Consider the following 12,549-nt stretch of genomic DNA (forward strand, 5'->3'; position numbering starts at 1 on the left):
ATGACGAACATTTTTTCAAAACATCATCTATATTATTCGTTTTATCGACATTTTGCAAGTCTTTATCAAGAAAGGGGATTTGTGATGAACTGGGAAGTTGAAGTCATCAGAAACAAAGAAGATCTGATCCGTGACACGCAGAAGTTTTTGCAGATCAACAGCGTAATGGACGAATCAACAGCCGGTCCCGGCCGGCCGTTTGGAGAAGGCGTCAATGCCAGCCTGACGTCACTGCTGGAATTCGGTGAAAAAGAAGGCTTCACCGTAAAGAATCTTGATGGCTATGCGGGCCATATTGAATGGGGAACGGGTGACGAAATCGTCGGCGTTTTGTGCCACGTCGATGTCGTTCCGCCCGGAGACGGCTGGACGAGCGATCCGTTTTCAGCCGATATCAGGGACGGCCGGATATATGCCAGAGGCGCCATAGATGATAAAGGACCGACAATGGCGGCGTTTTATGCGCTGAAAATCGTCAAAGACATGCAGCTCCCTTTATCCAAACGCGTGAGAATCATCATCGGAACGGATGAAGAAAGTGATTGGAGATGCGTGGATCACTACTTCAAACACGAAAAAATGCCTGACATCGGCTTTGCTCCTGACGCGGATTTTCCGATCATTAACGCGGAAAAAGGAATTATAGATGCATCACTGCGCATTGTAAAAAGCGCTTCTGACAAAGACGCAAAAAATGGGCTTCTGTCATTCCGTTCAGGACTGCGCTTGAACATGGTGCCGGATGCGGCTGAAGCGGTTATTGAAGGGGACGGTCTTGATGCCGTGCACGCATATTTCAGCAAATGGCTTGAGCAGTCAAAAACACAGGGTGAAGCAGTTTCGGAAAATGGAAAACTGACGCTTCGGGTATACGGAAAATCATGCCACGCGATGGAACCGGATAATGGTGTCAATGCCGGCTTAAAGCTTGCTGAATGCCTTAACGGAACAGAGCTGGATGAAGCCGGAAAGCACTTTGTCAAAACCGTCAGTGACTATTTTTTAAATGATACACGAGGCAAAAAACTGAAAATTGATTGCAGGGATGACATCAGCGGAGAGCTTACATTGAATGTCGGCACCTTTACATACAGAAAGGGTGAGGAAGGAGAACTCGGCATCAACATCCGTTATCCCGTCACTTCAGACAGCAAAGTCATCCGTGATGCTTTTACGTCTGCTGAAGAATTCCGGCTTGAAGAATTTAAAGACAGCAAACCGCACCACGTTTCTGCCGATCATCCGCTCGTAAAGACGCTTCAAAAGGTTTACGAAGGACAGACGGGAAAGAAAGCGGATCTGATTTCAATCGGCGGAGGAACGTATGCGAGATCCCTTTCGGCGGGCGTCGCGTTCGGGCCGCTGTTCCCCGGCCGGCCTGACAGCGCGCATCAAAAGGATGAGTACATTGAAATCGATGACCTTCTCCGGTCAACCGCTTTATACGCCGAAGCCATTTATGAGCTTGCCAAGTGATAAAAAAGGGACGCCGAAAGCGGCATCCCTTTTTATCATTCAAATGACCATAAATCCGTTGATAAATAACGTTCTCCCGTATCGGCCGTCATACAGATGACGATCTGTTCGGGAGGGAGGCGTTTTGCGGTTTCAATGGCGGCGAAGCAGGCGGCGCCTGAAGACGGGCCGACGAGTATACCTTCTTCCCGGGCCAGACGCCGTGTTGTCGTATACGCCTCTTCATCAGATATTTTCATGATTTCATCGTAAACGTCCTGATTCAGTATGCCGGGAATAAATCCGGGGCTTGTCCCGACAAGCTTATGAGCGCCGGGTTTTCCGCCAGACAGGACGGGAGATCCCGCAGGCTCGGCGACATGAACAATCATATCCGGGAAAAGCTCCTTCAGCGTTTCTCCGGTTCCGGTAATGGTTCCGCCCGTTCCCGCCGTTGCCACAAAAGCACCGAGCGGTCTGTTGAGCTGCTGAACGGCCTGATAGATTTCAATGGCGGTCGTTTTTCGGTGGGCATCTGGATTTGCGCCGTTATCGAATTGCATCGGGATAAAACTTCCCGGAATCTGTTCGGCGAGTTCTTTCGCTTTTTTGATGCTGCCGGGCATTCTTTCCGCCCCCGATGTTAACACAACCTCCGCGCCGTACGCTTTCAGGAGGTTGATGCGTTCTTTCGTCATCGTGTCAGGCATGACGAGAATTGCCTTGTAGCCGCGCGCCGCCGCGTTCATCGCCAGGCCGATGCCTGTGTTGCCGCTTGTCGGTTCGATGATGACAGAGCCGGGTTTTAAATGCCCGCTGTTTTCCGCTTCAATGATCATATTGTAAGCCGCTCTGTCTTTGACACTGCCGCTCGGGTTAAACGATTCTAATTTTAAATAGACCTGTGCTGCATGTTCTGGCTGAAGGCGATTGAGCTTTACGATCGGTGTGCCGCCGATCAGCTCCGCCGTGCTGTTTACGATTTTCAAGGCCGGCTCATTCCTTTCCGTATAAAACGTTCGGTACATAATATCCTATCATAATGAGCGGACAGGGTTCTCCTCTCCGCTTATCCGTTTTATAATAACACCATAACCAAAGAGGGGGAGATCCTCGTATGAAAGCTTCATTGCCGCATTATTTTATCGGCATTCCGATTCCGGCTGACATTGCTGAACCGATTTGGGAAGCAGCCAAAAAGGAGCCGGCGTTATCATTCAAAAAATGGGTGCACCCGCATGACTATCATATTACACTCATTTTTCTCGGAGCCGCGGATGAAGAACGGCTTGCGAAATTATCGTCTCTGCTCGCAGATGCTGCGTCGGCAGCGCAGCCGTTTACCGTACAGTTTCAGCATCTGGATATTTTCGGCGACCGCAGACAGCCGAGAGTGCTTCACCTTGAGCCCGAACGGAATGAACTGCTCTTTGATTTGCGGGAAAAAACAAAACAGGCTGTTTTGAAAGCCGGTTTTCAAGTGGAAAAACGGCCGTATCACCCTCATATGACGATGGCGCGGAAGTGGGCGGGAGACCGGCCGTTTCCTGACGATATGCCGTTTGAAAGCGGCAGGGTGCAAAGTGCCGTCAGCCGGTTTTCCCTGTTTCAGACCCATCTTGACCGATCGCCTAAATACGAAGAAATCGCACAGTTTCAATTGACATAAACAAATATTCGGAGTGGAGAAATCACATGGCACAGATCATCAAAATTCACGACTGCATATCCAGATATGAACTTGATCCATACCATTATATGAACCAGTTTATCCGGCTGAAGAAAGAACGCTGGGAGGCGCTTCTTGAAGCGTTTGACCGGATAACGGAAGAAACGGAAACGGAAACGGCTGCCGGCGGGGAAACCGATCAAGCGCCGGCCAGGAAAAAATTTTCCTTAAAAAAGAGAAAAGAAGAAAATACGGCCGATATAAATGAAAAGAGGCACCAATGGTTTGATGAGCCGGAGGGAGAAGAGGCGCTGTTCGGGAATCTCCCGTCTCGAAAGTCTGAGCTCGCGCCTTTTTTCAAAGATCAGCTGTATGACTTTCAATTAAAATGGGCGAGCTCCACGCTTTCTCAAAAGTCTGAGCTTTCGCAGGCGGTCAAAAGGGACGGGATGTTAAAAATGCTGGCTCAAAAGCTGCCCGATTCCTATTTTGTGATGTATCATCCGGTTCTGCAAATTCAGCAGGCGTCCGTTGAACTGAGCATGATCATCATCTCGCCGCTGGAGATTTTCTGCGCTGCTTTTATGGAAGCGGAAGAGGACAGCGTATATATCGGATCAAAACACCGTTTTTGGGAAGAAAGGGGCTCCGGCAGCACGCGTCAAGTATTGAATCCGTCTCTCAGCCTGCACCGGACGGGCTCGGTCGTTTCGCAAATCGTAAAAGAAAAGCAGGCCGACATTCCCGTGCGGAAGCTTTTGCTCAGCAGAACGTCTTATATTGATTACCCGGAGCCGCCGTACGGGCTGGAAATAGCTGACAAACGGACTGCCGCGGAGTGGCTGGAAAAGCAGCAGAAAAATACGGCGCCGATCAAGCACCACCAGCTGAAGGCGGCGAAGGCTCTTTTGTCTTACGGCTTAAGCGATTCAAGCCGGAGACAGGAATGGCTTGATTAAAACGGACGTTTGCCGGCTGTCTCTTCATCTATGAAGCAGGTGAAAACAAACGATGAGTCAATGTTTTTTTATTATTAATCCGGTCTCGGGAGGCGGGCGGGGCCGGCGTGTCTGGAAATCAGTTCAAAAAGAGCTGACCAGGCGCGGGGTCAGCCACCGCTCTTTTTTGACCGGGCATCCCGGACATGCGGAGGTGCTGGCGAGGCAGATTTCAATGATGCAGGATCATAAGCTTAAGCGGCTGTTCGTGATCGGCGGTGACGGGACGATGCATGAAGTCATTAACGGACTGAAAGGAACGGATCAGATTGAGCTGACCTTTGTGCCTGCCGGTTCGTACAATGACTTTTCCAAAGGGCTCGGTATTAAGAAGTCGGCGCTTCTCCAAGAAATCAAAAGTCTGCACCGCCCGCTCACACGGAAATTTTTTGCGGGAAACATCAACTTTTTTCATGACAAAGCGCAATCACTTTATTTTATTAACCACCTGTCTGTCGGCTTCGATGCCTCAGTTTTGAAGGCAGCCGCGAATTTTCCGTTATCGCGCGTTCTTCGGTTTTTGCGTCTCGGCTTTGTGATTTACCCGCTCGCGCATTTACATACGGCCTCGGGGTTTCAGCCGTTCAGGTTTGTTTGCACGGCAGACGGCCAGAGGCGTGAATTCCGCAATGTCTGGTTTGTCATTGCGGCTAATCACCCTTATTACGGAGGCGGCATGAAAGCGGCGCCTTCAGCAAATCCCCGTCAAAACCATTTTGATATTGTCATCGCAGAAAACCTGTCCTTTTTCTCGCTGTATCGTTTTTTATGGGCGATGAGCTTCGGCCGGCATATCAAAATGGACGGAGTGACGATGATAAAGGGGAAGGAATTCGTTTTTGAAACAGATGGGAAAATTCCGTTTCACGCTGACGGCGAGCTGATCGGAACGACGCCGTTTCGGCTTATGCCGGGCGGTACGCCGTTGAAAATAAAAACATAATAAACAAATGAAACCCGTCAAATGTTTCACGGCAAAGAGCGGTTCCGGCATAAATCTTCAGAATTCACAGGTGTTCTTGCTAGTTTTGCTTGACGAAGTTTGTGCTGTAGCGCTAAAATTTATAGGACGGCTATTGATTAGCATATGAGACTCTCAATAGCTGTCTTTTTTATTCTCATGAAATTGTTTATGACAGGACGCTCCGCCAATAGAGAAAGGCTGGAGGCCTATTCTAAAATATTTTAAGAAATGATGGGTTGAACATTGATATGAACTGGTTGGGACAATTACTAGGTAGCGATTGGGAGATCTTCCCCGCCGGAGGAGCTACAGGAGATGCATATTATGCGAAACATAACGGCCAACAGCTTTTTTTAAAACGTAATAGCTCGCCCTTTTTAGCCGTGTTATCCGCCGAAGGCATTGTTCCGAAGCTGGTTTGGACGAAACGGATGGAAAACGGAGACGTCATTACGGCTCAGCATTGGATGGCGGGCAGGGAGCTGAAGGCAAAGGATATGAGCGGACGCCCGGTGGCTGAGCTGCTCCGCAAAATCCACACATCAAAAGCTTTGCTCGACATGCTGAAAAGATTGGGAAAAGAACCGCTTGATCCGGGCGCCCTTTTGTCGCAGCTGAAGCAGGCCGTCTTTGCCGTGCGGCAATTTTCGCCGCTTATTCAGGAAGGCCTTGCTTATTTGGAAGCTCATGTGGATCAGGTGCAATTCGGTGAAAAAGTCGTTTGCCATTGTGATGTGAATCATAATAACTGGCTTCTGTCTGAAGACAACCAGCTGTATTTAATAGATTGGGACGGCGCCATGATAGCCGATCCGGCCATGGATCTCGGCCCTTTATTGTATCATTACGTCGAAGAGCCAGCGTGGGACAGCTGGCTTGGGATGTACGGCATGAAGCTTACGGAAGGGCTTCGGCTGCGGATGGCGTGGTACATGTTATCAGAGACCATCACCTTCATCGCCTGGCATAAATCAAAAGGAAACGACAAAGCGTATCATGATGCCATGGAAGAGCTTCATGCCCTGATGAAGCGGATTGTCAAGTAGTCAGGAGTACGAATCCATCTGCTCCACCCATTGGGACAAATGGTTTTGGTGCTCCTGAATATGCGTGTCGATGGAATCGGCCGTGATGCCGGACTGGCTGTAGCGGTAGACATCCTCGAGCACGTTTTTTATATTTGAATCAAGCCCGGTGTTGGCCATCAGTGATTTGATGACGCGCTCCAGCTGTTCATACTCGGCAACCGTGCCGCAGCAATCCAATTGATGGTCGGCCAATATGTCCTTTAATAACCGGACCTGATGTTCGCTTGTTAAGCCCATGATTCATATACACATCCTTTCTGTGTCATACATTGTGCAAAGCGGTGCGGTTTTATGCATCACATGAGTGTTCCGGACCGGGGAGCCTCTTTTTTTATGCAGCCGGCGCCTTTAAAAGGCGCTTGCGGCTCTTTATGTTTCATGGTATGTTGTTACTCGAAATTATAGATAGAGGTGTCAATCATATGAGAATGCGCCATAAACCTTGGGCGAATGATTTTCTGGCAGAAAACGCTGACATCGCCATCAGTGATCCGGCTCAGTATAAAGGGCGGTGGAACACGGTCTTTGGCAATGACAACCCGATCCACATTGAAGTCGGTACGGGAAAAGGGCAGTTCATTTCAGGAATGGCCAAGCAGAATCCGGATATCAACTATATCGGAATTGAGCTGTTTAAAAGCGTCATCGTCACTGCCGTTCAAAAAGTAAAGGACAGCGAGGCTCACAATGTCCGTTTGTTAAATATAGACGCGGAAACACTGAATGACGTATTTGAACGGGGAGAAATCAAGCGCGTATATTTAAACTTTTCTGACCCGTGGCCGAAAAACCGTCACGAAAAGCGCCGTTTAACATTTAAAACGTTCTTGAAAAAATACGAAGAAGTGATGGGCGAAACAGGTGAGATTCATTTTAAAACCGATAACCGCGGTTTATTCGAATACTCTCTGAAAAGCTTTTCCGAATACGGCCTGCTTCTGACGGAAGTCAGCCTTGATCTGCACAACAGCGATCCGAAGGGCAATATTATGACAGAATACGAAGAAAAATTCTCCGCGCTCGGCCAGCCGATTTACCGGGCCGAAGTTGAATGGAGAACAAAAGACAGACTCTGATGCGGGAGTCTGTTTTTTTATGCCGCCATTTGCTACCATTACATCAGGAGGGATCAAGATGGAGACATTGAATATTGGGAATATTTCATTAACATGGCTGGACGGCGGTGTAACGCATATGGATGGAGGAGCGATGTTCGGCGTTGTCCCGAAGCCTTTATGGTCGAGAAAATACCCCGTAAATGACAAAAACCAGATTGAATTAAGAACAGACCCGATTCTGATCAGAAAAAACGGCCTGAATATATTGATTGACGCGGGTATCGGCAGAGGGAAATTCTCTGATAAACAAAAAAGGAATTACGGCGTAACACAGGAATCCAATCTGAAACAATCTCTTCGTGAACTCGGGCTTTCCTGTGAGGACATTCATATTGCCGCGATGACCCATCTTCATTTTGACCATGCATGCGGCCTGACGGAATACAGCGGAGAGGAGCTTGTCTCTGTTTTCCCGAATGCCCGCATTATCACTTCTGCGACAGAGTGGCGCGAAATGAGAAACCCTAATATCAGATCGAAAAATACATACTGGAGAGAAAATTGGGAGGCGGTACAAGATCAGGTCGAAACCTTTGAGAACGAGTATCAGCTGACAGAAGGCATTACGATGCACCACACCGGCGGCCACAGCGACGGCCACAGCGTCATCGTCTTAGAAGACGAAGGGGAAACGGCTGTGCATTTTGCCGACCTGATGCCGACGAACGCCCATAAAAATCCGTTATGGGTGCTGGCCTATGATGATTATCCGATGACCTCTATTCCGCAAAAGCAGAAATGGCAGACGTTTGCGGCAGAAAAAGACGCCTGGCTGATTTTCTATCACGACGCGATTTACAGAGCGGTAAAATGGGGAGAAGACGGCGAAGTGGCTGCATCTGTCAGACGGGAGAAAAAATAGGCGGATCGATGATTTACCTGTATGAATTTCGGGAATAAAAGCAAACCTAAGACAAATTGCTTTGAAAGGAAGAGACAGGTGAATCAATTTCAAGTGACGAAAGATGGAGAAATCAAAACAACTCTGCGCGGATTAGAAGTGCTTTCTACGCCTTTTTTAAATAAAGGGGTGGCCTTTACACAGGAGGAAAGAGAGGAACTCGGACTCGAGGGGTTTCTGCCGCCGAAAGTATTGACAATCGAAGAGCAGGCGAGGCGGGCCTACGAACAATTCAGTTCGCAGCCTGATGAGCTGAGCAAAAATGTCTACTTGACCGCTCTCCATGACCGGAATGAAACGTTATTTTACAGGCTGTTAAATGATCATTTAGGCGAAATGCTGCCGATCGTATATACGCCGACCGTCGGCACCGCGATCCAGCGTTACAGCCATGAGTACAGAAAACCCCGCGGTCTGTATTTGTCAATAGATGACCCTGAAGGAATGCGCGCCGCATTTCAGCAGTTCGGAAAAAATGAAAACATTGACTTAATCGTTGCCACAGATGCCGAGGGCATTCTGGGAATCGGTGACTGGGGCGTCGGCGGCATCGCCATTTCTGTCGGAAAACTTGCGGTGTATACGGCGGCGGCCGGAATTGATCCGTCACGAGTGCTTGCGGTCGTGTTGGACGCGGGGACAAATCAGGAAAGCCTCTTAAATGACCCGCTGTATGTCGGAAACCAGCATTCAAGAGTGCGCGGCGAGAAATATGACCGCTTTATTGATGAGTATGTCTCGCTTGCCCGGGAAACATTCCCGAATGCGCTGCTTCATTGGGAAGATTTCGGTACGGCTAACGCCCGCGGCATATTGAAACGGTATAAAGATAAAGTCTGTACGTTTAATGATGACATTCAAGGAACGGGCGCAGTATCGCTTGCAGCTGTTTTAGCGTGTGCGAAAGCATCAAAAGTGCCTTTAAAAGAGCATAAAGTCGTCGTCTTCGGTGCGGGAACGGCCGGTATCGGAATTGCTGAGCAGCTGCGCGAAGCCATGGTGCATGACGGATTAAGCGAAGATGAATCCTACAGCCATTTTTGGTGTATCGACAGAAACGGATTGTTAACGGATGATATGAAGGACTTGCGTGATTTTCAGGTTCCGTACGCGCGCCCAGCTGATGAAGTGAAAGAGTACGGCCGCAGCGGTGAAGGCGGATCAATTGATCTGGCGGAGACGGTGCGTCAGGCCAAGCCGACGATTCTGATCGGCACATCCACTGTATCAGGCGCATTTACGGAAGAAATCGTCAAAGAAATGGCCTCACATGTCAAACGGCCCGCTATTTTGCCGATGTCAAACCCGACCACATTATCAGAAGCAAAACCTGAAGATTTAATTAAATGGACGGAAGGCCGCGCGCTTGTCACTACGGGAAGTCCATTCCCGCCTGTCGCGTATAACGGCGTTACCTACCATATCGGACAGGCGAACAACGCGCTCGTATTCCCGGGACTCGGACTCGGCACGATTGTGACAAAAGCAAGGATCATTACGGACAATATGTTCGTTGCCTGCGCGAATGCCATCGCCGGTATGGTGGACGTCGGCAAGCCGGGGGCGCCGATGCTTCCGAAAGTGGAGGATCTCAGGACGGTATCGGCAACTGTGGCGGTAGCCGTAGCGAAAGCGGCCATTCAGGACGGTGTAGCGGAAACGGAACCCGAGGATCTGATCCAAGCGGTGCAGGACGCGATGTGGCACCCCGTATATAAACGAATTCGGCCGATGTAACCGAATAAAGCCCAAAACGCTGATGGTTTTGGGCTTTATTTTTTGCTTGTCCGGATTATGAGGCGACAGAATCAATGACATCGACAATCTGGCCTGTTTTTGCATTGACCATAACTTCATATTGCTCCAGTTCGCCGAATGCCGAACGTGTCACGCCGGTTTTGTATACCTGGATGGTTTCTCCGTTTACCTGGTAGGGCTCGGGCTCTGTGTAAATCCATGATCCGTCTATCGGCCCGCGCTGTTTAAAAGCCGCTTTCACGATACGGAGCGCTTTTTCTGAAGAGATATAAGGTTTCATCGCATACTTTTTAACTGCGATGGCAGCGCATAATCCGACTCCTGCACCTAAGAGAAAATGACGTAATTTCAATATGAAGCACCTCCAATTATGTCGTAGTTTTTATTATACAGAAGATGCCAGACGGTGTTAAGTAAAGCGGCGGTTTTCCAGCCCATTCAATCTGAGCGCTTGGAAAACGGTTGTTTTTCTAATAAAATAAAAGCATTACATAGAAATGAGGGGAAAATATGAATGAGGAAACGAAAACGCTTTTCCGGACGCTGACGCAGCTTCCCGGCGCACCGGGAAATGAACATCAGGTCCGCTCCTTTATGAAACGGGAGCTTGCGAAATATGCGGATGACATCGTGCAGGACAGACTCGGAAGTGTTTTCGGAGTAAGGCGCGGCGCTGAAGATGCGCCGACCGTTATGGTAGCCGGCCATATGGACGAAGTCGGGTTTATGGTAACGCAGATTACGGATAACGGCATGCTGAGATTTCAGACGCTCGGCGGCTGGTGGAGCCAGGTGCTGCTTGCCCAGCGCGTCGAGGTGCAGACGGATAACGGACCGATTATCGGCGTCATCTCAAGCATCCCGCCCCACATTTTAACAGATGCCCAGCGCGCAAAGCCGATGGAGATCAAAAATATGATGATTGATATCGGTGCCGATGACAGAGAGGACGCGGTCAAAATGGGAATCAGACCGGGACAGCAGGTCGTGCCGGTCTGCCCGTTCACCCCGATGGCCAACGAGAAGAAAATATTGTCCAAAGCGTGGGATAATCGCTACGGCTGCGGGTTAAGCATTGAACTATTAAAAGAGCTGCACGGAAAAGAGTTGCCGAACAATCTGTACGCCGGGGCCACCGTTCAGGAGGAAGTCGGCCTTAGAGGGGCGCAGACAGCGGCCAATATGATTCAGCCTGATCTCTTCTTCGCGCTTGATGCCAGCCCGGCAAATGATATGAGCGGCGATAAGGAGCTGTTCGGCCGTCTCGGCGAGGGGGTGCTGCTCCGCATTCTCGACAGAACGACGGTCATGCACCGCGGGATGAGAGAGTTCGTCCTTGATATGGCGGAAACGCACAATATCCCTTATCAATATTTCGCTTCAGGCGGGGGAACGGATGCCGGGCGGGTCCACATATCAAACAGCGGGGTTCCGTCTGCCGTCATCGGCATTTGTTCAAGATACATTCATACAAATGCCGCTATCATCCATGTCGATGATTATGCCGCGGCGAAAGAAATGCTCATTAAGCTGGTCATGGCGAGTGACAAACAGACGGTCGAAACGATCAGAGAAAATGTGTAAAAAAATAAGCAGGCCCGCATAAAGGCGGCCTGCTTATTCTGTTTCAAATAAATAAGAGAGTGCTTTCATCGCTTGATTGACGGTTTCGACCGTGATATTCGCTTTTCCGGAAAGCTCTTTCAGCGGATGATGAAGTTCTTTCGGACGGATGAGAATGAGCGGCTTTCCTTTTGCGATGGCATAAGAAGCATCCATCGCGGTATTCCACTGCTTATATTTCTCGCCAAACAGGGCGATCACAAAATCGGCTTTTTCCATCAGCACCTCTGTACGGAAATTGTTGATATCAGAAGCTCTGGCGTCTTTTAAAACAGAATCGGGCTGCACGCCCATAATCTCTTCTCCGATATTGTCTGAGCGTTCATGGTTTTCCATCGGGCCGACAAACGTAATCGGCAGGTCCAGCGCCGTTGCTTTTTGTTTGATCTCATCCCGCCAATCACTGTGGATTTCACCCGCTAAATACACGACAAACTGCATCTTTTGCCCCTCCTTATGTACATATTCAGATTTTCGTACGGCTACAAGCAAAATGGTAAACGAAACTTGCTTGATAATGCAAATGAAATATGATAATGATATTGCATATAGTTGGTCTTGCCGTACACAGTCTGGTATGATCCAATTGGACAAACATCAGCATATAAAAAACTCATAATCCAGATGGAGGAATGACAATGAAAAAGATTGAAAGCACGGAAGAATTGCAAAAAGCGGTACAAGACGATTGGGCGGTATTTATGTTTTCAGCGGATTGGTGCCCGGACTGCCGCTTTGTGGAGCCGTTTCTCCCTGAGCTGGAAGCGGACTTTCCTGAATTCACTTATTACTACGTAGACCGCGATCAATTTATTGATACATGCGCGGAATGGGAGATTTACGGCATTCCGAGCTTTGTTGTGTTTAACGGAGGAAAAGAAGTGAACCGCTTCGTCAGCAAAGACCGTAAAACAAAAGAAGAAATTGAGCAATTTTTAACCGATTCCCTTGCTAAAGCATAAAGGAGGCCACGGG

Annotated in this window: 14 protein-coding genes; 10 read left to right on the plus strand and 4 right to left on the minus strand. The window is 49.0% G+C overall.

What is annotated here, in order from left to right; translation table 11 throughout:
• Nucleotides 1–84: 84 nt before the first annotated feature.
• Nucleotides 85–1,476: a dipeptidase PepV gene (pepV, locus tag BXO87_RS11365; protein WP_039063470.1), complete on the plus strand. Its 1,392-nt coding sequence runs from the start codon at nucleotides 85–87 to the stop codon at nucleotides 1,474–1,476.
• A gap of 35 nt (nucleotides 1,477–1,511) precedes the next feature.
• On the opposite strand, the gene cysK is transcribed toward pepV, so the two are convergent.
• On the minus strand, nucleotides 1,512–2,483 hold the full coding sequence (cysK, locus tag BXO87_RS11370; RefSeq protein ID WP_139337729.1) for a cysteine synthase A: 972 nt from the start codon (nucleotides 2,481–2,483) through the stop codon (nucleotides 1,512–1,514).
• Between the two features lie 89 nt (nucleotides 2,484–2,572).
• On the opposite strand from cysK, the gene thpR reads away from it, so the two are divergent.
• The 4 genes from thpR to BXO87_RS11390 all read left to right on the plus strand — a co-directional run bounded on the left by thpR (nucleotide 2,573) and on the right by BXO87_RS11390 (nucleotide 6,132).
• The gene (gene thpR, locus BXO87_RS11375) at nucleotides 2,573–3,124 is read left to right on the plus strand and encodes an RNA 2',3'-cyclic phosphodiesterase (protein ID WP_071391478.1); all 552 of its coding nucleotides are present in this window, start codon (nucleotides 2,573–2,575) and stop codon (nucleotides 3,122–3,124) included.
• A gap of 26 nt (nucleotides 3,125–3,150) precedes the next feature.
• Complete coding sequence (locus BXO87_RS11380) at nucleotides 3,151–4,083, plus strand: hypothetical protein (RefSeq protein WP_076851345.1); 933 nt, start codon at nucleotides 3,151–3,153, stop codon at nucleotides 4,081–4,083.
• 52 nt (nucleotides 4,084–4,135) lie between these two features.
• Nucleotides 4,136–5,065, plus strand: coding sequence for a YegS/Rv2252/BmrU family lipid kinase (locus BXO87_RS11385; protein WP_076851346.1), 930 nt, complete (start codon nucleotides 4,136–4,138; stop codon nucleotides 5,063–5,065).
• Nucleotides 5,066–5,334: 269 nt separating this feature from the next.
• The gene (locus BXO87_RS11390; RefSeq protein WP_003152355.1) at nucleotides 5,335–6,132 is read left to right on the plus strand and encodes a phosphotransferase family protein; all 798 of its coding nucleotides are present in this window, start codon (nucleotides 5,335–5,337) and stop codon (nucleotides 6,130–6,132) included.
• Here BXO87_RS11390 and BXO87_RS11395 read toward each other — a convergent pair whose 3' ends face one another.
• Nucleotides 6,133–6,411 carry a YtzH-like family protein gene (locus BXO87_RS11395; protein WP_003152357.1) on the minus strand — a complete coding sequence of 93 codons (279 nt, stop codon included), beginning with the start codon at nucleotides 6,409–6,411 and terminating at the stop codon, nucleotides 6,133–6,135.
• A 185-nt stretch (nucleotides 6,412–6,596) separates the two neighbouring features.
• Between BXO87_RS11395 and trmB the strand changes: the two genes are divergently transcribed.
• The 3 genes from trmB to BXO87_RS11410 all read left to right on the plus strand — a co-directional run bounded on the left by trmB (nucleotide 6,597) and on the right by BXO87_RS11410 (nucleotide 9,930).
• A complete protein-coding gene (gene trmB, locus BXO87_RS11400) occupies nucleotides 6,597–7,250 on the plus strand; it encodes a tRNA (guanosine(46)-N7)-methyltransferase TrmB (protein ID WP_032873614.1) in 654 nt (217 codons plus the stop codon).
• Between the two features lie 58 nt (nucleotides 7,251–7,308).
• A complete protein-coding gene (locus BXO87_RS11405) occupies nucleotides 7,309–8,154 on the plus strand; it encodes a YtnP family quorum-quenching lactonase (RefSeq protein WP_038459535.1) in 846 nt (281 codons plus the stop codon).
• A gap of 78 nt (nucleotides 8,155–8,232) precedes the next feature.
• The gene (locus BXO87_RS11410; protein ID WP_038459533.1) at nucleotides 8,233–9,930 is read left to right on the plus strand and encodes an NAD-dependent malic enzyme; all 1,698 of its coding nucleotides are present in this window, start codon (nucleotides 8,233–8,235) and stop codon (nucleotides 9,928–9,930) included.
• 55 nt (nucleotides 9,931–9,985) lie between these two features.
• Here the strand turns inward: BXO87_RS11410 and BXO87_RS11415 are convergent, their stop codons facing one another.
• Nucleotides 9,986–10,303, minus strand: coding sequence for a PepSY domain-containing protein (locus BXO87_RS11415; RefSeq protein WP_003152366.1), 318 nt, complete (start codon nucleotides 10,301–10,303; stop codon nucleotides 9,986–9,988).
• 158 nt (nucleotides 10,304–10,461) lie between these two features.
• On the opposite strand from BXO87_RS11415, the gene BXO87_RS11420 reads away from it, so the two are divergent.
• Nucleotides 10,462–11,535, plus strand: a complete 1,074-nt coding sequence (locus tag BXO87_RS11420) for a M42 family metallopeptidase (RefSeq protein WP_038459531.1) — start codon at nucleotides 10,462–10,464, stop codon at nucleotides 11,533–11,535.
• A gap of 33 nt (nucleotides 11,536–11,568) precedes the next feature.
• Here BXO87_RS11420 and BXO87_RS11425 read toward each other — a convergent pair whose 3' ends face one another.
• Nucleotides 11,569–12,015, minus strand: a complete 447-nt coding sequence (locus BXO87_RS11425; RefSeq protein ID WP_014418659.1) for a YtoQ family protein — start codon at nucleotides 12,013–12,015, stop codon at nucleotides 11,569–11,571.
• Between the two features lie 197 nt (nucleotides 12,016–12,212).
• Here BXO87_RS11425 and BXO87_RS11430 point away from each other — a divergent pair, with 197 nt between their 5' ends.
• Complete coding sequence (locus tag BXO87_RS11430; RefSeq protein WP_003152373.1) at nucleotides 12,213–12,536, plus strand: thioredoxin family protein; 324 nt, start codon at nucleotides 12,213–12,215, stop codon at nucleotides 12,534–12,536.
• Nucleotides 12,537–12,549: the final 13 nt, after the last annotated feature.

Source organism: Bacillus sp. GZB, from assembly GCF_001975995.1.
Taxonomy (GTDB): Bacteria; Bacillota; Bacilli; order Bacillales; family Bacillaceae; genus Bacillus; species Bacillus velezensis.